Raw genomic sequence first — 21,618 nt, 5'->3', positions numbered from 1 at the left:
GATTAGCAAACATAGCTAGTAAAAGTATAGTCATTTATGACATGACATGGGAGGCATTAAGTCCCTCCCCCTTCACTTTCACTTTAAGCGGATTGACCCGCCTCGGCTGAACTACGCAGCTCCCTATCAAGAAAGCTAAACGCATTTGGGATTGCTTTTCTCAAAATGTTGTAAGAAGCGTTAACATCGGAGTTAATTAATTGACCGACTGATGTCTTGTACAAACCTCTTTTGATCCGCCTGCCACTAAATACAATATCCTTATCTGTCTTTCCATAGACAGGGATTGGATATAAATCGAGAAAATTAGACCGAGATGTATAAGATTCTTCTTGCTCTAGTACCTTGATTCCAACTAATCGAGCTTTGTATTCCAACATCTCAATTAGTCGAGCGTGGGGAATACTGACAAAGTTTTGATTAGTTTGCTTTCCCAAATCAATCTCAGTTTTCCATTGTACATTCTTGCCAATTACCAACGTCCCAATTTCTTTGGCGATTAAAAGGTCAACAATCAGGCGACTGGTATGATGCAAGTAATTATCAATTTTTGGGTGGCGACAGCGAGTTAACCGTTGAATGCGGGATGAACTCTTGCGACTTCCTTTTAATTGAGATTGTAACTGTGCTTTACGTTTGTTGTAGAACTGATTGATTGATTTCAAGAGTCGCCCGTTAATCAGTAGCGGGATAAAACCCGGCTGATTTGAAGTTAACGCCACTAAGTTATTCAGTCCTAAATCAATACTAGCTACGAATTTATCATCGCTGATGGTGGACTCCGACTTGTCATAAATTACCTCAATCACATAAGAATCACATTTGGGAACCAACCTAACTTGACAAATTCGATCGGGATTTACTTTGGTTTTGATTGATAGATTAGTAGCCGAAAGCTTAATAATCCCTTTCTTCAACAGTTTGCTACTAATTGCTTGTATTGTGTATACGAGAATGTTTCGCCCTTTGACCTTATCCTTGTACTTGGGCATTTTTGGGCTACCAGTGAATTTAGAGGAATCAACTTTGTAAGCTTTAACCGCTTCAAAAAAGGATTTCCAATTCTTATCTAGTATCATTAAGATTTGCTGACTGACTTTTGCGGGCATTGCCTTGTATGCTTGATGAGACTTCATCAAACGGTTCATTTCGTTGTAATTGATGTAACTCCATCCATAAACAAAACTCTGACGAATGACGTAGTTAGCAGCATTGTAGAGATTCTTGGATTTAAAAGCTAATTCATCAATCTGGGCGAAACGGTATTCCGTAGATTTAATGATATGCCTCTCTGCTAGTTGCATTTAGTACCTGTATTTTTCAAAGATCGCAACATTTTATTGTTTGACTTTCCTGACTATATGATACTACTATTGTTTATTGATGCTTACAAACTTAATCAAGTTTTATGATACTTCATAAAACTTAGCATACCAGTCAGGCCGTCTCGTGCGACGGTAAAAATATACGGTATGAGAGACTATTATGCCTGCCACTAAACAAGACGCTGTATTGATTCAAGCCGCCAAGACTGGCAACATTATTCACGTCCAAGCTTTACTCGCTAAGAATGTTAACGCTAACGCCAAAGACTCTGAGGGGACGACGGCTTTGATGTTTGCAGCCCAAAAAGGCTATACAGAAATCGTGCGTATTTTACTAAACAATGACGCTAATGTCAACCATGTGAGCAGGCGTTTTGGCTTGACAGCTTTGATGCTGGCGGCGGCTCACAAACAGGCTGACTCTGTGCGGCTGTTGCTGGCTGCGGGTGCTGATGTTAATGCTAAAAATGATGATGGAAGTACGGTTTTGATGGCGGCTTCTCTGAAAGGTGATATCAATGTTGTGCGGATGTTACTTGATGCTAATGCTGATGTAAATGTCCAAGATAAAGATGGAGATTCAGCTCTAAAAATAGCTGCTTTATCGGGCCATCAAGCTGTTGTCAAAGCTTTGGTGGATGCGGGTGCTGTTGCTGACAATTCTATGCTGTTTTTAGCTGTCCGTCAAGGAAGCGCTGAAATTGTGCGAATTTTGCTCAATTGTGGGGCGGATGCTAATGTTAAAAATCTAGAAAGCAAAACTGCTTTGATGCTGGCTGCGACGGCGGGAAATTTGGCTGTTGTCGAGGCGCTGTTGGCGGCTGGCGCTGATGTCGAAATTCCCGACAAAAACGGAGAAACTGCTTTAACTTTGGCTGCGGATGCCGGCAATACTGATGTGGTGCAAACTTTGCTTGGTGCGGGTGCTAATGCGAATGTGAAAAATGGAGATGGGGGCACGGCTTTGATGGCCGCTGCTGCTGGAGGAAATGCGCCGATCGCCCATATCTTACTCGATGCTGGCGCGGATATCAACGCTAAGGATAAAGATGATGAAACTGCTTTGAATTTTGCCGTGGTTGAAGGCTGCGAAGATGTAGTGGAATTGCTCTTAAACCGAGGTGCTAGTGTCGGTGCTAGAAATCGATTGGGCGATACGCCTTTACTGGTGGCTGCTGTTCACGGCCATAGTGCGATCGTATCGGCTTTGCTGCAAAAAGTAAACTCAAATCGGGATGAGTTTCTGAATGCGAAAAACTTTGGGGAGACGGCTTTGACGCTGGCTGCGTTTCACGGACATACCGAGACTGTGAAAGCTTTGCTTGACGGCGGTGCTGATCCCAATATCCCGGCGGATTTGGGGAAAACTGCATTAATGAAGGCGTGCGATCGAGGTTATGTGGCGATCGTCCAATTATTAGTCGAAAAAGGTGCAGATGTCAACTTGCTCGATGATTCGGGCGCAACCGCTGTCATGTGGGCCGCACATCGGGGTTGTGTCGGTGCTGTACAGGTTTTAATTGATGCTGGTGCAGAACTAAACCACAAAAATCCGGGAAATTATACAGCTTTAATGCTGGCTGAGTTTAAACGTTATTCCAGCGTGGTGAAATTGCTCAAAAGTGCTGGAGCACTGGAGTAAGAATGAAATAGTTTTGAGTAAGGTAATTCTGTCATTCTGAGGGTAGGCTTTGGGAAGTGAAGAATCTCAGATATGGGGACTTATACCAATTTTATATGAGGCTGCATAGAATCTGATCCCCCCTAACCCCCCTTAATAAGCAGGGCTGTTTCATTCTCACCAAAAACGAGGCTTTTGTAGGGGTAGTGCTACCCCTACTCCCCGTGCCTACCCCCGCCACCAACCCTCGAATGGGGGTTTCAGGCCAAAAGGGCCGGCACGGGGGCACGGCCCCTACCAAGAATGAAACCGCCCTGCCTTAATAAGGGGGAGTAGGGGGTGGACAAGAGCTGGGTCAAAGTCAACCCCTACTCCCCTCCCGCGGGGGATTTAGGGGGATCGAAATATATGCCACTTCACATTAAATTGGTATTATGCACTGTAACGATGTGGCAATAGTTTGAGATTCTTCGCTTCACTCAGAATGACAAAATTAGGTGATTAGTGCGTCCAGGACAATGAATTAACCTCAATTTGCTTTTCGCACCCAGCCGTTAATAGTAAAGCGGCTATCAGCAAAAGCTTTTGAGGGACAGCTAACTCGCAAAACTTCGTGCATATAGCGACTCAGAAAAAATACGATGCTGTTATTCCGAGGTTCAACAGTTCTGAATGTCTCGTCCGCCACATAAAAATTGTTCTCGATTTTGCTGTCATAAATCTGCAATTCACCACCAGAAAAAGCCTTGGGTTCTCGATAGAAATAGTAAACGTAAGTAAAAAATCTGCTTGCGGTATCTGGCGAGCCACTGTCGTTGTGAAGTTTGTAAAAGTTGTTGTCATTGTGCATGGTTAACTGAGCTTCTATCTCACCAAGCGGAAATGAGGGAATATTTAATTTTTGCAGCACGTCGGGGAGAATTGCTTTGATGCGATTAACCATCAGTTCGGAAAATTCGGGGAACGAGTGGAGTACCATCGAACGGCGGTAATCTTCGGCATTGGTTGAGGTGCTGGTAGTCACAAATTGTGATTCTTTTGCTAAGACATATTTAAGGAGTTTGTTTTTTTCGGCAGGTGTCAAAAAGTTGTCTATTTGGGCGTAGCGAGATATTAAGTCGTCATTTACAGGCGGCGCAGGGGCAGGAATTTCTGCGGGAATTTCTGCGGGAATTTCTACAGGAGTTGCAGGCTGCTGCGGTTGCAGTTGCTGCAAGTAAATTGGGGGTTCTGTGACTAATCCGACTAGGTGTTCGGCGGGAAAAAAAAGGGTGGAACGCCCGTCGTCTATGGGGATTTGAAATAAGGGCGAAAAACCCAGTGTTTGTTGGGTGCGATCGACTAATGTTTTGATCAGGCTGTGCAATAGTGGTGTATCAGATTTGAGGGTGACGGTGCATTGATGTCCCCCGGTGAGCAGGATTTTGACTTTTACGTCTTGGGGTTTAATTTGCGGTTGAATTGTGCTAGTCATAGCCGTTAGTTATAGAAGAAGAAGGAAGTTCGGCAACGGATTCTGTAACGGATGTAACGGATGGAGGGATGGGAGAAGAAAGAAGGAAGATGCAAGAAGGAAGATGGAAGAACAAAAATTCAATCATTGCTTGAGGGCGGGCTAGAAGCCCAACCCACAATAGAATTAACTCTTTGTGGAACAGGCATCTTGCCTGTTCATAATAGAGGTGCAAAATGTCATTGCTACGAACTTAATTAATGCAAGAAGTGGCGGATGTCGGTGAAAACCATTGTGATTCCGAGTTGGTTGGCGGCTTCAATGGAATCTCGATCGCGCATACTTCCTCCCGGTTGGACGATCGCAATTATGCCCGCCTCAGCCGCAGTTTTGACTGAATCGTCGAAGGGGAAGAAACCATCGCTAGCCAAAATCGCTCCTTTGCTTTTGTCTCCTGCTTGTTCCAATGCTAGTTTAACCGAGCCCACGCGATTCATTTGTCCGGCACCCACACCAATTGTAGTGCGATCGCGCGTCACAACGATCGCATTTGATTTGACGTGTTTCGCTACTTTCCAAGCAAACAGCAATTCTTCCAACTCTGCCGCCGTCGGCTGTTTCTCAGTAACCATCCGCCATTTGCTAGTTTCTTCTACTATATTATCTGAGTCTTGTACCAGCAAACCGCCTGCAATAATTTTAACAGTTTGTGGCGGCCCTTGAGTCAAATCTGGCAAAATTAATACTCGAACTTTCGCCTTTTTTTTGATAATTTCTTCGGCTTCTGGTTCGCACCCCGGCGCGACGATACATTCTAAAAATGTTTGAGTTAAGGCCGTGGCGGTAGCAGCATCAATCGGGCGGTTGAGGGCGACAATTCCGCCGAAAGCTGAGACTGAATCGGTGTCGAAGGCTTTTTGATACGCTTCAGAAATAGTTGTTCCCAAGGCTGTGCCGCAAGGATTTGTATGCTTCAGAATAGCGGCGGCGGGTGTGTCGGGGAATTCTACAATCAGCCGCCTTGCTGCTTCTAAATCTACTAAATTATTGTAGCTTAATTCTTTGCCTTGCAGGATGGTGCTAGTTGTCCAGCCTGTGGGTGTACTTCCGCTTTGATACCAGGTGGCGGCTTGATGGGGATTTTCGCCGTAGCGGAGAGTTTGCAACTCTTTTCCTGATAAATTAAACTCGTCTGGTAGCGAAGATGCTTCAGCGGATTGGCTGCTGCTGAGATAAGTTGCGATCGCGCGATCGTAGTTGGCTGTATGTTTGAAGGTTTCTAGCGCACATCTTTGCCGAAACTCTAAGGATGCTTCGCCGCCATTTTCCCGCAGTTCTTTTAAATAAGTATTGTACTGTTCTGGGTCGCACAAAACTGTCAAATGAGCGTGGTTTTTTGCTGAAGCTCTCAGCATCGCCGGCCCGCCGATATCTATCTGCTCAATGGCGTCTGCTAGAGTAACTCCGGGTTTAGAAATTGTCTCTTCAAATGGATACAAATTGACTACAACTAGATCGATCGCCCGAATTTGATTTGCGGTTAAATCTGCAAGGTCTTCCGGTACATCGCGGCGTGCTAAAATGCCGCCGTGGATTCGTGGATGAAGTGTTTTGACTCGCCCTCCCAAAATTTCGGGGGAACCAGTATATTCCGCAACTTTGGTGACTGGGATGCCTGCTTCTTTGAGGGCCGTTGCTGTCCCGCCACTACTAATTATGTCAAATTCAAATTCTTCTACTAGACTGCGCGCTAAGTCGATTAGTCCGGTTTTATTGGATGTGCTCAGAAGTGCTAGACGTGCCATTGGTTTGAAGTTGCGATCGCAAAAATAGACAGGTTATATTCTATACCAAGTCTGGTGGCAGGGAGATGATTTGGTAATGGCTAATTATAATTATTTTTAACAAATTAAAGATGAGTTCGCTTATTTTAGCTCATATTTTTTGTCCAAATTATATAATATTTTATACTGACCAGTGGCTTCTAAATATTTAGGACTTGCGCGTGGAACTGATTATTTTGTGAGTGCGAGGGGGATTGCAGCCCTATCCAGCTTTCACAGTTCGTGTCGCTACGTAAGTGTCAATGTTGTTGAAATTACTTAATAAAACTTAATAGATAATTCTAGGGCGATCGCTCTTGAATTTTAACGATGTCTTATGATGAATTCTAAAAGTAATGTGCTAGCATCGGGTGTAAATTGCTCTCTCCCTAAAATTCTAGGAAAATTGGGCGATCGCAACACCTTAATCTAGAAAATAATTTGGTAGGGTTGAAATATGTTTTTTCAAGAAGCCGAGCCCGAAAATAAACTCAGTAATATTAGCAGGAATCATAAAAAAACTGCTGCCAATCTGGCCAATAGAACAGGCTACCAACAGATTTCCAAAAAAAGAGTCCAGAATTCGACCGAGGCCAACATTTCCGAAGCTTATAGTGTTAGTTTGTGCGAATTGCAGCAGATGGAGCGAGCAATGGAACAGCTAAAGCAGGATTTGAAAGCTAGCGAATCTCGGTTTCGGAATGTGATAGAAAAAAATGCCGACGGCATCGCAATCGTTAACAAGCGAGGACTTGTCTGTTTTGCCAACCCGTCAGCAGAAGCGCTGTTTAACTGCAAAGCAGAGGAACTTTTAGGTCAAGCATTTTTTGGCAATTTAGTAGTAGAAGTTTCAGCTTGCGACATTGAGATGGCGACGGATATTATTCCCCAAGTTGGAAAAACAGAAGCACCAGGAACTCGCGTCGTGCAAACAGAAGTTGAAGCTATTCGCAAGCAAAAAGCAAATGCTGTAGTAGAAATGCGGGTGGTGGAAACGGAATGGGATGGAGAAATGGCTTATTTAGCTACGCTGCGGGACATTACCGATCGCAAGCGCGCAGAAGAAATGCTTTGGTTGTACGATCGAGCTATCGCAGCTACTAGCACCGGAGTTACGATTTCTGACGCCACTGACCCCGAAAATCCAATTATTTATTGCAATCCCGCATTTGAAAGCATGACAGGTTATCGGCGACAGGAAATAATCGGAAAAAACGGCCGATTTTTGCACGGAAGCGATACCGACCCGGCGGCAGTAGAAATAATTCGCCAAGCCTTGCAAACAGAAAGCGAATGCAAGGTAATATTAAAGAATTACCGCAAAGACGGAACCGCTTTCTGGAATTGTTTCTCAATATCTCCTGTGCGCGATCGAATGGGAAAATTAACTCATTTTATAGGCGTACAGAGAGACATCACTGAGCGCAAACAAGCCGAAGAAGCCTTGCATAATTCCGAAGCACAAAGCAGAGAACAAGCCGCTCAACTAGCCGCCACACTTGAGCAACTCAAAGCCACTAATTCCCAATTAGTTCAAAGCGAAAAAATGTCTAGTTTGGGATTGCTACTTGCCGGGGTCGCTCACGAAATTAACAACCCAGTCAGCTTCATTTACGGCAATCTCGCTCATCTCACAAATTATACTCAAGACTTGTTTCACCACCTCGAACTTTATCAACAGCACTATCCTAATCCCGTCGCCGAAATTCAGCAGGCAAGAGAAAAAAATGATCTCGATTTTTTAGCTGAAGATTTACCTAAAATACTGTCTTCAATGAGCGTTGGTGTCGAGCGGATTTGCCAGATTGTGCAGTCGCTGCGGAACTTTTCGCGGCATGACGATTCACAGATGAAACCCGTTAACCTCCACGAAGGTATTGACAGCACGCTGTTAATTCTCAATCACCGTTTGAAAGGGAGCGGAGAAAAGCCGCCAATTCAAATTGTCAAACAATACGGAGAATTGCCAACTGTTGAGTGTTTTGCTGGGCCGATAAATCAAGTTTTTATGAATATTCTCAGCAATGCGATCGATGCTTTAGAAGATGCCAACAGTAGGCAAAATTGTCAAGAAATGCTAGAAACTCCCAGCCAGATTAGGATTGGTACGGAAGTTGTCGGCAATTTTGTAGAAATTAAAATTGCCGACAACGGGCCGGGAATACCTGAGCAAGTCAAACAGCAGATATTCGATACATTTTTTACTACCAAACCCATTGGCAAAGGCACGGGAATGGGTTTGTCAATTAGCTATCAAATTATTGTAGAAAGACACAAAGGCGAATTAAATTGTACTTCGGAATTGGGCAAGGGCACGGAATTTACTATCAGAATTCCGATCGCACCTTAGTGCAGAATGTGCAATCCGCGCCTTACCAACGTGATATATAGGCAAGCAAGCGAGCGGGACGCTCGCACTCCTAAAAAACGAGAAAAATCGTTTTTTCTCGTTCCCAGACTCTGGCTGGGAACGCATACTTAGAGGCTCTGCCTCCCCATTCTAGAAACAATTTCAGGGTGTTTTTCGGCTCACATTACCCGCATAAAAAGCGAATTAAAAAACCTCTGCACCCTCCAACTTCTTAAAAGTTTCAACCTTAGCCCTCGCCGCTTCCCCGCAAGTCTTCGGCGTCGGAAACATCTTCCCAGGATTCGCCAAACCTTTCGGATTAAACACCTGGCGCACCCACTGCATCGTCTCCAAATCTACCTCCGAAAACATATCCGGCATAAAACACTTCTTGTCAGCGCCGATGCCGTGTTCCCCCGAAAGACTTCCCCCAACTTTCACGCAAAGCCTGAGAATTTCCCCGCCCAATTCTTCCACCTTTTCCAGCGCACCTTTTACCGAGTTATCGTACAGAATCAGCGGGTGCAAATTCCCGTCTCCCGCATGAAATACATTAGCAATTCGATAACCGTATTTCTCGCTCAAGCCCTCAATTTCTTTCAAAACATAAGCCATTTGCGTTCGTGGAATCACGCCGTCTTGCACGTAATAATCCGGGCTGAGATGACCCGCCGCCGCAAAAGCAGCTTTCCGCCCTTTCCAAATTTTTAGGCGCGTTTCCGCGTCGGTTGCCGTGGTGATATTTCGTGCTCCGTTATGCTTGCAAATATCAGCAATCCGCTGTTTGTTTGTGGCAACTTCCACTTCTAAACCGTCGATTTCTACGAGGAGAATTGCCGCCGCATCGCGGGGATAACATCCAGTTGCTACCACATCTTCCACAGCATTGATGCTGATGTTATCCATAATTTCCATGCCGCCGGGAATAATACCAGCGCTGATAATATCGGAAACTGATTCGCCCGCTGCTTCTATACTGGAAAAATCCGCTAGGAGAACGCAAATCGATTCCGGCGCTTTGAGAATTCGTAAAGTAACTTCTGTGGCGATTCCTAATGTGCCTTCGGAACCGACAAATACACCAGTTAAATCGTAACCGGGCATTTCGGAAATTTCGCCACCGACATCGACAATTGAACCGTCGGGAAGTACCAATTTTAATCCTAAAACGTGATTTGTTGTGACTCCGTATTTGAGGCAGTGAACGCCGCCAGAATTTTCGGCAACGTTGCCGCCAATCGAACAAATAATTTGACTGGAAGGATCGGGGGCGTAGTAGAAACCGGCGCCGCTAACTGCTTGCGTTACCCAGTTATTAATTACTCCCGGTTGCACGACTACTTGCTGATTTTCTAAGTCTACTTTCAGGATTTTTCGCATCAGGGCAGTAACAATCAGCACGCAGTTTTCTACAGGCAAAGCGCCGCCGGAAAGGCCGGTGCCTGCGCCTCTAGCCACCCAGGGAATTGAGTTGCGATCGCATATTTTGACCACTTGCGCCACTTCCTCGGTAGTTCGAGGCAATACCACCAGGGCGGGGCGCTGGCGGTAGCTGGCGAGTCCGTCGCACTCGTAGACAATCAATTCTTCGCGGCGCTGCACGACGCCATTTTTGCCAACTACAGCCTCGAATTCTTTAATAACGGGTTTCCAGTTGCGTTCTGTTTCTACGGCTATCATTAGTGATTTTTATTAGGGAACTATCAATAATATTGTTGCAAATTTTACTAAGTTTAGCCAATTATTTTTCTAAGGGTTGCAATATTGACACAGGGAAGGATCGGCAGTGTCTCGACCGTCGGGAAATAGTTTTTCTTTAGTATAACCGCAGTTTTTGCATTTATAGATTGCCGATCGCACTAGCTGAGTCGGAAAATAGCAAAGTCCGCAGGGCAATCCGATTTTCGTCTCAGCAATATCGAACCCCGGCCAACCGCACTCCGGGCAGAATTGCTTAAATTTTTTAACTAAATCGAGAGTTGCATTTTCGATGTTTTTCATCCGAGTTGGATTGTACATCGCCCGCATATCTGTTTCGATGTGAACTCGGCCGGTTGACGATTTTTTTAAGCCTGCTGTAACAGCGTCAAAAAGTTTTTTTTCTGTCCTAATTCCCTTGACAATTTCGCCGTTACCGAGGGCAGCGTCGCCAACTACAACCACCAGTCCATGTTCGGGAAATCCCGCTTTTTTCGCAAAATCATCTGCTTCTTGTATACTGGAAACTAACTGGTGACTGTAGTTAGTTTCCACGGAGAAAGAGTCACCGATTAGTTCTAGATTGTTGGTTCGATCTAATAAAATTACGATTTCTCTGTTAGCTGGCAGATACGGCATCATTGGGTGAGGGCCGAAAAAACCTTCGCTGGCAAAGGCAAGAGTTTCGCCCGCAATTTCTAGGGCTTTTTGTGCTTTATGGCGAGCCGCTTCTATTTGTGTTCCTAAGCGTTTAACTTCTCTGGTGAAGGTGCCGAATGCGTCAGTGTCAAGCGCCGCAGGTACTAGGATATTTACGCCCAATTCTCGTTCCAAAATGGGAGCCATTACCCGTTCTTTTTGGTGCATGGTAGCAATAACTGCGGTGCGATAGCTCAATAATTGATTGGGATTCACAGGCTCATAAATATTAGACATACAGCAGCATCATTTTAGGAAAAAAAACTCACATACACCCTTTCCACCGCCCCACAACCGATAGAAACCCTGACTTAACTTGCGAGTAAAAATTTTAGACCTCAGTTAAATATTCATGATATTCACCTGTGGACTTAATTTAAAATTCTTCAATCTAAAATCTAAAATCTAAAATCTAAAATCTAAAATCTAAAATCGTATTAGTTCCCTCCAGTCACTCCCCCAGCTTGACCTCTGAGTACAAAAATTACTCCTGTCATAATTAGCCCCACGCCTACCAACCGCAGCGGCGGCAAAGGCTCGTGAAATATCAGTTTGCCACCTAAAACAGTAAACAAGTAACTAATTGACAGTAAAGGTGAGACTATGCTAAGGTGTGCCCGCGACAAAACTACAATAAAGCCGATCGAAGAAATTGCATACAAAGAAAGACCACTTACTATCAAAGGCTCAGTAGCCATTGCTATAATTTTTTCTATTAAATTAGCAGCGCCAATGGGCCCTAATATTTTAGCTCCTGCCTTCAGACTGAATTGACCGGCGACGCCGCACAATATTGCAGCCAGCAATAACAAAAACACGCTTCTATTCATAAGTTTATTAACCTATAGTACAATCAAAAATTGCCGTTCCCAAAACCGGAAAAACTTTAATTAAGTTTTGCTAGGTTTTATTCACCACTAATATTTTTAGCAGAGATACAGGAAAATCAAGTATGGTCGATCGCGATCGAGAGTGGAACCCATATATGGCAGAGCCGACCAACCCAACCGGAGAATATACTCTAGAACTATCGATACTCATGCCTTGTCTGAACGAAGCAGAAACTTTAGAAATCTGCATCGAGAAGGCACAGAAGTTCCTGCGCGAACTTGATATGGCCGGCGAGATCATCATAGCAGACAACGGCAGCACTGACGGTTCTCAAGATATCGCTACCAGAATGGGAGCGAGAGTTCTGCCCGTAGCAGCTAAAGGCTAAGGCAGCGCTCTGATGGGAGGAATCATCGCAGCCCGCGGAGTTTATATTATCATGGGCGATGCTGACGACAGCTACAATTTTTCCAACCTCGGCGCTTTTGTCAACAAATTGCGAGAAGGTTTCGACTTAGTGATGGGAAACCGCTTTCAAGGGGGCATCAAACCGGGTGCAATGCCGCCGCTGCACAAATATTTAGGAAATCCGGTGCTGACATGGGTTGGGCGGCTATTTTTTGCAAGTCCCGTCGGCGATTTTCACTGCGGACTCAGGGGTTTTAGGAGAGACTCAATTTTGAAACTCGACTTGCAAACAACGGGGATGGAATTTGCTAGCGAAATGGTAGTCAAGGCCTCTGTATACAAGCTGCGGATAACTGAAATCTCAACCGTACTTTCTCCCGACGGGCGCAGCCGTCCGCCGCACTTGCGAACTTGGCGAGATGGCTGGCGGCACCTGCGATTTTTGCTGCTTTACAGTCCTCGGTGGCTGTTTTTGTATCCGGGTACTGCGCTGATGATTGGGGGCATAATTATCGTGGTTTGGCTGTTACCCGGTACTCAAAAGATTGGGAGTATCAGCTTTGATGTACACACGTTGCTTTATGGTGCGATCGCAATTATCATCGGTTTTCAAGCAGTAACTTTCGCTTTTTTCACCAAAATTTTCGCCATCAGCGAGAAATTCCTGCCCGAAGACCCCAAAGTCAACAAAATATTTCGCTATGTCACCCTAGAGACAGGATTGATTGTCGGAGTCACGCTGATATTAATCGGAATAGTTGGCTCGTTCTTGTCATTAACTATCTGGAGCGAAACGGCTTTTGGTACTCTCGACCCTTCTAAAACTCTGCGTTTGGTTATTCCCTCGCTCACTTGCCTGACTGTCGGTTTGCAGATGGTTTTGTCGAGCTTTTTTCTCAGCGTGCTGAGCTTGAAGCGTAGGTGATCACATTAAAGTTACTGGCAACCGTCCTCAAAACTAAATTTCCATGCAGAGGAAGTTCAGGGCGATCGCACTGCAGGCAATATCGGGGCGATCGCAATGCAGGCAAAATCAGGGCCGCAGGAGCCAAATTTCAGACTATCTGGTATAATAAAATAGCCAGCTCTAATAATTTTCAATAGCTATGAACTATGAAAACTCAAGAACTTCGCCAGAATCTTAAGCAATCCATAGATCGCTTATCTCCTGAACGGCTGATCGTTGTGGCTGATTTCTTAGCTTATTTAGCAGAACGTGAAAGCAATGAAGCTACGGTGGAATTATTAAAAATTCCCGGTTTTCTTGAAGTATTTAATAAAGCCCAAAAAGATGTAGCAGCAGGTAAGGTGACGACCGTTGAGCAACTCAAACGAAAATACTGATGAAAGTCTAAAGTTTTATTCAGTCGTTCTTAGCTTTGATGCTCAGGAGTTTTTTGAAGAAGCATCAGCTTCTTTACAACGCAAGCTAGATATAGCAACCCTAAATCATTCGCCTAATTATTGTAGGGGCAATCCCCCTGTGGTTGCCCCGATAGATAGGGGGTAGGCACGGGGAGTAGGGGTAGCACTACCCCTACAAATTTACATGAATGATTTAGGATTGCTATAGATGTTTTGAGATGTTGAAAACTGACCCTCGCAGTCATCCAAATATTAAGCAACTCAAAGGCGAATTAGCTGGATACTATCGCTATCGCGTTGGAGATTATCGGGTAGTTTATGACATTGATGATGAGCAAAAGCGTGTGGTTGTGACTGTTATTGCTCATCGTCGTGAAGTGTATTAGGGCGCACTTTGGGAAGATAAGGGCGATCGCACATTTATTTATTCACTGCTTTTTACGTGATGTTCAACATAAGAGCGCAGCACAGCGTTCATTAGAGATTGATAGCCTTTTCCTTGGCTTTTAAACCAATCTAATACATCGCTATCAACCCTTAAAGAAATAGCTTGTTTTGTCAGTGGTGTTACGAGTTTTGCTTTTGCCCAAAAAATCGCATCTAATTCAGGAATATCAGAGGTATCGATTGCGGATTCTGGAATATTTTCTAATTCTTCAAGTCGTTTGCGCGAGATAGTCATATTCAAAGTACCTAAAAATGTATATACAAAGCGTATATACTTAGAGTATAGCATAAAGGGCGATCGGATACTCACTCAGGCGGGCCAAAGCGATCGGGCAAGTCATCAAGAGTTAACCCGCGCGATCGCAAAAAATTTGCCAAAGCTTTCATCTGGGCAATTGTGAATGTCGGCACGTTATCTCCGGCTTCCCAGCGACTCACAGTGCGTACCGATGTCCCAATTTGCCGAGCAAATTCTTCTTGGGACATTCCTAACTCATCTCTGAGTTTTTTCAGCGGTGATTCGCCAGCTTCTTCTTGAGGTTGTCTTCGCTTAATCATTACAAAATGTGACATAGTGTCTAGACTACTTGAGAAAACAACTTTGTCCAGACACTATGTCTATATAGACAGCAAAAGGGCAGAGTACGGGAAATCAGCCCTGCCTTTCTAGTGTCTCATTTTGTCCGCAATCTATTGCAGAACTAGGATGAACTACAAACAACAACTTTACCCGTGGGTGATTTACCGCCACCTGCCCAACCTGCAACGCCTGACTGTGGCGCGTTTTCGCCGCCGAAACGACGCCGAGGAACACTTGCGGATTATCAAAAGATTGCTGCCGTAAGCGGAGTTTGCGAGATCCTTTGAGGTGAATTCGCAACAGCTAACAAATTGTGCAAGATAGTATAAGAGCGATCGAACTTTGGGAATAAAAGGGCGATCGCTTTTCCCATAATTTTAAATGGAGATATAATAGAGAGCAAGCAAAAACTCTTACAACCAAATCTATGTTTACTTATAGCAAGGTACTGAATCAAGTTAAAAGCCTCACGCTTGCAGACAAACTGCGGTTATTAGAAGAATTGAAAAAGATGATTCAGTTACGGGAAGAAGTTGCCGAAGATGATGAAGTAATTTCAGCAGAAGAAATAGCAGAGAGCGAGGCTGCTTGGCAAGATTACCAAGCTGGTCGCGATCGGGGGATATCCTCCCAAGAACTCAAATTGAAGCTATTTGGAGAAAAAAATTGACTGACTACATTCTCCTGAAAGCAGCAGAACGCTATTTATCGCGAATGCAACCGGATGACCAAGTACGAATTGTCAAGGCTTTAGATACTTTAGTAAGTGACGATAGAGGGCTTGACATTAAGCAACTTAAAGGTCGTCCTGAATTAAGGCTGCGAGTGGGTAAATATCGGATACTTTTTGTAGAAGACAGGGAAAATCAAGTATATGTTGTGACTGCGATTAATTCTAGGGGAGATGTTTACAAATAAGGGGGATCGCACTTTATTTGGGGAAGAAAAGGGCGATCACACTTCCCTCGATCCTAAATTGCTATAATAACAATCAGCCAAAAAATCTCAACATAAAGCCTATGTCTACTTATAGCGAGGTACTGAGTCAGGCTCAAAATCTTACTCCTGACGAGCAACAGCAGCTTTTAGAAGTATTGTCAGCTTTGATGCGCGATCGGGTAACAGCCCAAACTCAAGGTAAACGATCGGAAATTGATGCAGCACTGATTGAAATGGTACAAGATCCAGAGTATCAAGCTCAAGTGCTACAGATGGAGGCTGAGTTTGCGGTAGCGAGTTGGGAAGCGCTGCAATTGGGAGAATCTCCTGTATGAACCGGGGAGAAGTCTATGATGCTAGACTTGAATTTGTTGAGGGTTCTGAACAAGGAGGAACCCGTCCTGTTATCATCAAAGTTAAGGAACTAGCAGGAGTTAGAGAAAATTACTCTAAAAATGGATAGCTAAGTTACAGATACAACCGTACTAAAGTTGCTATTATTTATTATTGATAATCCCACAGACTAGGAGATTAAGATGCAAGTCAAAGACATGACAGTTGACCAATTGCGGGACTTAATTCGGCATACCGTGGAACAGTGTTTAGAAGAATATTTGGGCGATCCTGATGCAGGTTTAGAAGTTAAGGAAGAAGTCAAGCAGAAATTGTTAGAGTCAACGAAGCGCAAACAAGCAGGAAAAAGTAGCGTCGAACCTGGGGAAGTTTATCAAAAACTCGGCATAAAATAGTAATGAGCTATTCGGTTGAGTTGACTGCAGAAGCTCTGGTTAACCAAGAAAGATTGACTCAGGCTGTGCAGGAGCGTATAGGTAATAAAATCAATTGGTTGGCTGAAAATTTTGAACAAATTACTCCTATGCCGTTGTCGGCTAATCTGGCAGGTTTCTTTAAGTTAAGAGTGGGTGATTATCGGGTAATTTATTCTTTTGATGATGATTTAAAGGTGATTACTATTCACCAGATTGGACACCGGAGAGAAATTTATGATTAACTGAAGTGCGATCGCACTTTGGGAAAATTAAGGGCGATCGTACTCTGGGAAAATAAGGGCGATCGCACTTCCCTCGATCCTAAATTGCTATAATGACAATCAGCCCAAAAATCTCAACATAAAGCCTATGTCTACTTATAGCGAGGTACTGAGTCAGGCTCAAAATCTTACTCCTGACGAGCAACAGCAGCTTTTAGAAGTATTGTCAGCTTTGATGCGCGATCGGGTAACAACCCAGACTCAGAGTAGCAGTGAAAGATTGCCCAGGAAAAATTTAAAGAGATGGCGAGGTTTTTTGCCGTATCGTGTGGATGCTTTGGAATTCCAGTTGCAACTTAGAGAAGAATGGGATGATTAATAAATATCTTCTCGATACCAACATTCTGATTTACTACTTCTATGACGAGCCGGAGGTTCAGCCTATATTTGATGAGATTGAAGCTGGAGATGCAGAGGCATTTTACTCTCCGATTAGTTGGGTGGAGTTACTTTGTTACCCGGCATTGACAGAAGAACAAGCGAATGAGATGCGAGAATTTTTGAGGCTTCTTAAGTGCGTATCATTGACAGAATCAGTGTTAGATAGTGCAGCCCATATTCGCCGAGATTATCGCTTAAAACTAGGTGATGGTGTAATTGCCGCCTGTGCTTTAGTTGAGGGATGTGTTTTGGTGACTCGCAATGCTAAGGATTTTAAGCGTGTTAATGGGTTAACTATATTGAATCCATTTGATTAGGTAAAAGAAGGGGCGATCGTACTTTGGGGAAGATAAGGGCGATCGCTTTTCCCCGAATCCCGAATTGAGATATAATAAATACCCCGCCAAAAAATCAACGAAATTTAGTGTAAGTTAAGATAGCCTATGTTGACTATTGAACAGATAGAAAATGCGATTCTCCAACTTCCGCCCAACAAGATTGGAGAGTTGTTAGAGTGGTTTATGAATTTGGATTACCAATGATGGGATGTTCAGTTAGAGAAAGATATTGCTGAGGGTAAACTGGATGCTTTAGCAGCAGAGGCGATCGCAGATTTTGAGAGTGGTAACTATCGAGAGATTTAATGCACTACACGAAGGAGAAAATTTTGGGATTGTTACAATGCTTTGCCATCAAATGTACAAGCTACAGCAGATCAGTGTTATGAGTTGCTGAAGGCAGATCCGTCTCATCCTTCTCTGCATTTTAAGAAGGTTGGTAATTATTGGTCTGTAAGGGCCGGACAGGCTTATCGGGCGTTGGGTGTTGAAATTGAAACAGGTATTTTGTGGTTTTGGATTGGTACTCACGCAGAGTACGATCGGCTGATTGGTAAATAATGCCACTGGTGAAAAAATACAGGTTGCGATCGCCTACCTGATGACTTAAAATAGAAGAGACATAGAGCTGCGTGGTCAAAATGGACAGAATCTCCGTCAACCCTCAAATTCACTTCGGTAAGCCTTGCATAATGGGTACGCGCATTACTGTACAAAGCGTTCTCGAATTACTAAATGAAGGGCTTTCTTTTGGAGAAATTATCCGAGACTACTATCCCGATCTGGAAATGGATGATATTCGGGCGTGCTTGCGTTATGCGATCGCACTGGTGGCGGCTGAAGATGTGCATTTGGCATTAGCTTAAATTAGGAAGTTTCTGATCGATCAAGATGTGTATGCTGTCACCACAAAGTTTTTGATTGATGCAGGACATGATGTAATTGTTGTCGCTCAGATGGGTCTAGCGCAAGCAAGTGATGAAGAAATACTGAGAGTAGCGCAAGCAGAAAATCGCATCCTGGTTACGCGAGACAGAGATTACGGAAATCTTGTTTTTGTGAGGGCGATCGGAACAGGTGTGATTTACTTTCGAGTCTTACCTAAAATGCTGAATGAAGTTCATAAGGAACTAGCAGGAGTTATAGAAAATTACTCTTAAGTAGAACTGAAAGGGGCATTTGTGGTTGTAGAACCTGATAAATATCGGTTTAGAAAACCGCTTAGATAGGGTGTTAATTAGTTTGGTGTTGGAAAGCAAAGGGCGATCGCGCTTTGGGGAAATAAGGGCGATCGTACTTGGGGAAGATAAGGGCGATCGCACTTGGGGGAATAAGGGCGATCGTACTTGGGGAAATAAGGGCGATCGTACTTGGGGAAATAAGGGCGATCGTACTTGGGGAAGATAAGGGCGATCGTATTTGCCTAGCTCCTAAATTGCTATAATGACAATCAGCCCAAAAATCTTAATGAAGAGTCTATGTCTACTTACAGCACGGTACTGACTCAGGTTCTCAAACTTGCACCAGATGAGCAAATGCGACTCATCTCTGAATTGTTTGCACATATTCGTCAACGGGTGATTCCTAAGCCGAAGCGCAGTATTTTAGAATTATCAGGTTTGGGTAAGGAAATTTGGCATGGGATTGATGCTCAAGAATATGTCGATCGGGAAAGAGATTCATGGAATGGATAGCTCAGTTACAGGGACAAGTTGTCGGATTGGATACTGCGCCTCTGATTTACTTTATGGAGCAAAATCCAAAATATCTAGAGATGATGCTGCTTTTCTTTAAATCGTTTAATCGCGGTGATTTTAGGATAGTGACATCAACAGTAACGCTCGTAGAAGTGCTAGTTCATCCCCTGCGACAGAAAAATACTGCCTTGGCTCAAGAATATCGTGAAATATTGATGAATCAAGAAAGTTTAACTGTTGTTGAATTAACTCCAGATATTGCTGAAACAGCGGCACAACTGAGAGCAACTTACAATTTGCGATCGCCCGATTCCATTCAAATGGCTACAGCTATCCGTGAGGGTGCTTCGTTTTTCTTGACAAATGATGCGCGGTTGCCTTCTTTACCGGGGTTAACGGTTTTAGTGTTGGAGAATTTGAGAAGTTGAGGGAGTATTTTTGGATGGGAAGAGAGGGGCGATCGCACTTTGGGAAAAAAGGGCGATCGTACTTTGGGAAGATAAGGGCGATCGCGCTTTGGGGAAATAAGGGCGATCGTACTTCCCTACTGCTTAACTTCGATCGTGATTGTAAACCAGCCAAACAGCGTGGATAATGCCGGGAATCCAGGTAAAAACGAGTGTGAGCACCAGGCTGATCCAAAAATGAATGCCAAGCCCAACCGTCAAAAATACGCCCAGCGGGGGAAACAAAATCGCCGCGACTACGTGCAGCACTGGAACGGGGCTTGGCGTATTATCACTGATATTGCTGTCACTACTTTTTTTCGTAATCCCCAGTAATTTAATCACCATCATAGCGCTCTGGTATGCATCAGTATCTCCCTGAGCCTGGGATAATCTAAGTGCTGTATCCAAGTCTGAAGCTGCACTTTCCCTATCATTCAAGAACCCATAAGCTCCACCTCGTCCAATGTAAGCTCTATAGTAAGTAGGATCTCTACGGATTACCTCTGTAAAATCCCTAATTGCTTCCGCCCAATTGCCAAGCCCTTGATGGCATCCAGCGCGAAGATGATAACAGTGAACTACTTCTGAATTTTCAGAATTGCGACCCAATACTTTAGTTAAATCTTCAATCGCTTCATGGTAATTTTTGAGTTCTTGGTGAATAAAGCCTCTTTTTTGATAGTTTTCAATTTCTTCAGGATCTAAACGAATGCTTTGGTTATAATCTTGAAGCGCAGCCTGATAGTTTTCTAATACACCATAACAATCGCCTCTTAAACTGTATGCTATATGATCCCAATCACTACCCACAGATAGAGCGTGAGTGCAATCATCTATTGCTCTTTGTAAGTTACCCGCATCTTTGAAAATAGCGGCACGGGCTACATACACGTCAACCACATCAGGTCGAAATTTTAAAAATTGAGTGTAATCTTTAATAGCTTCTTGATTGTTTCCCAAATCTACCCAGACAACACCTCTCTGCCAGTAAGCTTTGGATTCATTGGGGTTTAGTTGCAAGAATCGGGTATAGTCTTCAATAGCTGCTTGATAATTTTTATTTTTATAATTTAATTCTGCTCTACGAAACAAGTCTTCATTGGTACTCATTTTTACCACCTACTAATAACGAATAGTATATTCTAGCTACCAAATCAGCGCGATGGGGAGATAATCCAACTGCTCAACTAAATAAGAAAGTAGGGGCGATTGATCGTACTTTGGGAAGATAAGGGCGATCGCTTTTTCCCGCTGCTTGTTAAATAGTTCTTTTTAAAACTATACTAACTTTTAATTTCTTGGCTACGCATCCACTCAGCTAAACGCTCTAGCTGCTGTCTTAAAAAGCTCTTGATAACCGGCTGCTTTTTCACATAGTTAGCGATGCTAGGGCTGATCTTGTAGTATAAGCTGACTAATCCTTTACCTACAGGATTAGTTAAAAGTTTTTTGTCCCGGAAATTGCGGAAGGTGTCGATGTCTGGGTGTGCGGAAGTGCAGTAAGCTGCTGTGGCAATGAAGCAAGAGCTACTATCCTCAATAACAACTCCTTTGGATGGTACAAGAAATGTTTTATAGGAACAACATTTTTTATAATTTGAAACCAGTTCTATAAATGTGGGATCATCTGAATTATCACCAACTTGAGATGTCTCTTCTAAAATTGCTGTAGTAAATTCAGCTAATGGAATTTTTTCATAAGTTAATTTTGTTGCTTTAGTTATATTTTTATAGAGAATAACTTGCTTGGGATTTAAGGCTTTTTCATATTTCCCAATTGTCTCTATTATTTCCAAAAAAAAGTTCTGGAATACTGAGAATTTATAAGGTTCTCTAAGTTCACCATAACAGTTTTTAACTTTATCAACTAAGTCAAAGAGCAAAAAAAGAAAAAGAATTTTGCTTGGTAGAGAAACGATATTCGTATCGCTTTCGCAAAACTTAAAAAAAGTCTCTAATAAACCTAAAGCACTGTTATATTTGACAAGAGCATCTTCATAACGTTGTGCTTTCTGACATTCTAGGGCTTTTAAATATAATTCTGAAGCGTGTTCAAACAATACGATGGCAGGAGTTCCTATATAATCATCTTCAGTTATTTTACCCATTTTTTAACTCCAATTTAAGATTTTAAAACAATAAATCAGTACATTTTTGTGATCG

General features: G+C 43.4%; 28 protein-coding genes and 2 pseudogenes. 20 read left to right on the top strand and 10 right to left on the bottom strand.

The features are described from left to right. Positions 1-34 precede the first annotated feature (34 nt). Positions 35-1,304 (bottom strand): annotated as a pseudogene (locus QT990_RS17460) (RNA-guided endonuclease InsQ/TnpB family protein). Between the two features lie 181 nt (positions 1,305-1,485). On the opposite strand from QT990_RS17460, the gene QT990_RS17455 reads away from it, so the two are divergent. Continuing rightward, positions 1,486-2,967, top strand: coding sequence for an ankyrin repeat domain-containing protein (locus tag QT990_RS17455; RefSeq protein WP_333143143.1), 1,482 nt, complete (start codon positions 1,486-1,488; stop codon positions 2,965-2,967). Between the two features lie 508 nt (positions 2,968-3,475). Here QT990_RS17455 and QT990_RS17450 read toward each other — a convergent pair. Beyond that, on the bottom strand, positions 3,476-4,420 hold the full coding sequence (locus QT990_RS17450; RefSeq protein ID WP_333143142.1) for a 2OG-Fe(II) oxygenase: 945 nt from the start codon (positions 4,418-4,420) through the stop codon (positions 3,476-3,478). Positions 4,421-4,656: 236 nt separating this feature from the next. After that, entirely contained in the window at positions 4,657-6,204 is a 1,548-nt protein-coding gene (purH, locus tag QT990_RS17445; protein ID WP_333143141.1) for a bifunctional phosphoribosylaminoimidazolecarboxamide formyltransferase/IMP cyclohydrolase, read from the bottom strand. A 475-nt stretch (positions 6,205-6,679) separates the two neighbouring features. Here purH and QT990_RS17440 point away from each other — a divergent pair, with 475 nt between their 5' ends. Further along, positions 6,680-8,572, top strand: a complete 1,893-nt coding sequence (locus QT990_RS17440; RefSeq protein ID WP_333411233.1) for a PAS domain S-box protein — start codon at positions 6,680-6,682, stop codon at positions 8,570-8,572. A gap of 204 nt (positions 8,573-8,776) precedes the next feature. Here the strand turns inward: QT990_RS17440 and glcD are convergent, their stop codons facing one another. The 3 genes from glcD to QT990_RS17425 form a co-directional block, all read right to left on the bottom strand. Beyond that, on the bottom strand, positions 8,777-10,252 hold the full coding sequence (glcD, locus tag QT990_RS17435; protein ID WP_333308277.1) for a glycolate oxidase subunit GlcD: 1,476 nt from the start codon (positions 10,250-10,252) through the stop codon (positions 8,777-8,779). Between the two features lie 69 nt (positions 10,253-10,321). Next, positions 10,322-11,206, bottom strand: coding sequence for a DUF6671 family protein (locus tag QT990_RS17430; RefSeq protein WP_333143138.1), 885 nt, complete (start codon positions 11,204-11,206; stop codon positions 10,322-10,324). A 200-nt stretch (positions 11,207-11,406) separates the two neighbouring features. Then, entirely contained in the window at positions 11,407-11,799 is a 393-nt protein-coding gene (locus QT990_RS17425; protein ID WP_333143137.1) for a transporter, read from the bottom strand. A 122-nt stretch (positions 11,800-11,921) separates the two neighbouring features. Here QT990_RS17425 and QT990_RS17420 point away from each other — a divergent pair. From QT990_RS17420 to QT990_RS17410, 3 genes and pseudogenes are all read left to right on the top strand, one after another. Further along, a pseudogene (locus tag QT990_RS17420) lies at positions 11,922-13,133 on the top strand (glycosyltransferase). Positions 13,134-13,321: 188 nt separating this feature from the next. Beyond that, positions 13,322-13,552, top strand: coding sequence for a hypothetical protein (locus tag QT990_RS17415; protein ID WP_333143136.1), 231 nt, complete (start codon positions 13,322-13,324; stop codon positions 13,550-13,552). A 239-nt stretch (positions 13,553-13,791) separates the two neighbouring features. Beyond that, on the top strand, positions 13,792-13,959 hold the full coding sequence (locus tag QT990_RS17410; protein ID WP_333465554.1) for a type II toxin-antitoxin system RelE/ParE family toxin: 168 nt from the start codon (positions 13,792-13,794) through the stop codon (positions 13,957-13,959). A 38-nt stretch (positions 13,960-13,997) separates the two neighbouring features. Here the strand turns inward: QT990_RS17410 and QT990_RS17405 are convergent, their stop codons facing one another. Further along, on the bottom strand, positions 13,998-14,255 hold the full coding sequence (locus tag QT990_RS17405) for a BrnA antitoxin family protein (RefSeq protein ID WP_333465553.1): 258 nt from the start codon (positions 14,253-14,255) through the stop codon (positions 13,998-14,000). A 71-nt stretch (positions 14,256-14,326) separates the two neighbouring features. Further along, positions 14,327-14,593, bottom strand: coding sequence for a helix-turn-helix domain-containing protein (locus QT990_RS17400; protein WP_015178214.1), 267 nt, complete (start codon positions 14,591-14,593; stop codon positions 14,327-14,329). Between the two features lie 133 nt (positions 14,594-14,726). Here QT990_RS17400 and QT990_RS17395 point away from each other — a divergent pair, with 133 nt between their 5' ends. The 15 genes from QT990_RS17395 (at position 14,727) to QT990_RS17325 (ending at position 19,434) form a co-directional block, all read left to right on the top strand. Further along, on the top strand, positions 14,727-14,864 hold the full coding sequence (locus tag QT990_RS17395; protein ID WP_333143133.1) for a hypothetical protein: 138 nt from the start codon (positions 14,727-14,729) through the stop codon (positions 14,862-14,864). A 163-nt stretch (positions 14,865-15,027) separates the two neighbouring features. After that, positions 15,028-15,270, top strand: coding sequence for a hypothetical protein (locus QT990_RS17390; protein WP_333465552.1), 243 nt, complete (start codon positions 15,028-15,030; stop codon positions 15,268-15,270). Continuing rightward, positions 15,267-15,518 (top strand): type II toxin-antitoxin system RelE family toxin, encoded by a 252-nt coding sequence (locus QT990_RS17385; protein ID WP_015178207.1) that lies wholly within the window; start codon positions 15,267-15,269, stop codon positions 15,516-15,518. Before QT990_RS17390 ends, QT990_RS17385 begins: the two co-directional genes overlap by 4 nt. Before the next feature lie 101 nt (positions 15,519-15,619). Beyond that, positions 15,620-15,874 (top strand): hypothetical protein, encoded by a 255-nt coding sequence (locus QT990_RS17380; RefSeq protein ID WP_333465551.1) that lies wholly within the window; start codon positions 15,620-15,622, stop codon positions 15,872-15,874. Beyond that, positions 15,871-16,002, top strand: coding sequence for a hypothetical protein (locus QT990_RS17375; RefSeq protein ID WP_333143129.1), 132 nt, complete (start codon positions 15,871-15,873; stop codon positions 16,000-16,002). Before QT990_RS17380 ends, QT990_RS17375 begins: the two co-directional genes overlap by 4 nt. Before the next feature lie 73 nt (positions 16,003-16,075). Further along, entirely contained in the window at positions 16,076-16,288 is a 213-nt protein-coding gene (locus QT990_RS17370; RefSeq protein WP_333143128.1) for a hypothetical protein, read from the top strand. A 2-nt stretch (positions 16,289-16,290) separates the two neighbouring features. Beyond that, positions 16,291-16,551, top strand: a complete 261-nt coding sequence (locus QT990_RS17365; protein WP_333054057.1) for a type II toxin-antitoxin system RelE family toxin — start codon at positions 16,291-16,293, stop codon at positions 16,549-16,551. Positions 16,552-16,678: 127 nt separating this feature from the next. Continuing rightward, positions 16,679-16,909 carry a hypothetical protein gene (locus QT990_RS17360; RefSeq protein ID WP_333109591.1) on the top strand — a complete coding sequence of 77 codons (231 nt, stop codon included), beginning with the start codon at positions 16,679-16,681 and terminating at the stop codon, positions 16,907-16,909. Beyond that, entirely contained in the window at positions 16,902-17,288 is a 387-nt protein-coding gene (locus tag QT990_RS17355) for a type II toxin-antitoxin system VapC family toxin (protein WP_333143127.1), read from the top strand. Before QT990_RS17360 ends, QT990_RS17355 begins: the two co-directional genes overlap by 8 nt. 369 nt (positions 17,289-17,657) lie before the next feature. Continuing rightward, positions 17,658-17,870: a ParE family toxin-like protein gene (locus QT990_RS17350; protein ID WP_333143125.1), complete on the top strand. Its 213-nt coding sequence runs from the start codon at positions 17,658-17,660 to the stop codon at positions 17,868-17,870. Between the two features lie 80 nt (positions 17,871-17,950). After that, positions 17,951-18,175, top strand: coding sequence for a DUF433 domain-containing protein (locus tag QT990_RS17345; RefSeq protein ID WP_333031785.1), 225 nt, complete (start codon positions 17,951-17,953; stop codon positions 18,173-18,175). Beyond that, a complete protein-coding gene (locus QT990_RS17340; protein WP_333465556.1) occupies positions 18,176-18,469 on the top strand; it encodes a DUF5615 family PIN-like protein in 294 nt (97 codons plus the stop codon). A 70-nt stretch (positions 18,470-18,539) separates the two neighbouring features. Beyond that, positions 18,540-18,716: a hypothetical protein gene (locus QT990_RS17335; protein ID WP_333465550.1), complete on the top strand. Its 177-nt coding sequence runs from the start codon at positions 18,540-18,542 to the stop codon at positions 18,714-18,716. A gap of 71 nt (positions 18,717-18,787) precedes the next feature. Beyond that, the gene (locus QT990_RS17330) at positions 18,788-19,003 is read left to right on the top strand and encodes a hypothetical protein (RefSeq protein ID WP_333102747.1); all 216 of its coding nucleotides are present in this window, start codon (positions 18,788-18,790) and stop codon (positions 19,001-19,003) included. Next, positions 18,991-19,434: a PIN domain-containing protein gene (locus QT990_RS17325; RefSeq protein WP_333102745.1), complete on the top strand. Its 444-nt coding sequence runs from the start codon at positions 18,991-18,993 to the stop codon at positions 19,432-19,434. The genes QT990_RS17330 and QT990_RS17325 overlap by 13 nt, the downstream gene beginning before the upstream one ends. A 123-nt stretch (positions 19,435-19,557) precedes the next feature. Here QT990_RS17325 and QT990_RS17320 read toward each other — a convergent pair whose 3' ends face one another. Both QT990_RS17320 and QT990_RS17315 read right to left on the bottom strand, forming a co-directional pair. Then, positions 19,558-20,565, bottom strand: coding sequence for a YqaE/Pmp3 family membrane protein (locus tag QT990_RS17320; RefSeq protein WP_333196601.1), 1,008 nt, complete (start codon positions 20,563-20,565; stop codon positions 19,558-19,560). 173 nt (positions 20,566-20,738) lie between these two features. Then, a complete protein-coding gene (locus tag QT990_RS17315) occupies positions 20,739-21,563 on the bottom strand; it encodes a CFI-box-CTERM domain-containing protein (protein WP_333465549.1) in 825 nt (274 codons plus the stop codon). Positions 21,564-21,618 lie beyond the last annotated feature (55 nt).

Origin of the sequence: Microcoleus sp. T3_B1, from assembly GCF_036700445.1 — a bacterium.
GTDB lineage: Bacteria > Cyanobacteriota > Cyanobacteriia > Cyanobacteriales > Microcoleaceae > Microcoleus.
Note: the sequence above shows the minus strand (reverse complement) of the source record. Positions and strands in the feature narration are given on the sequence as shown.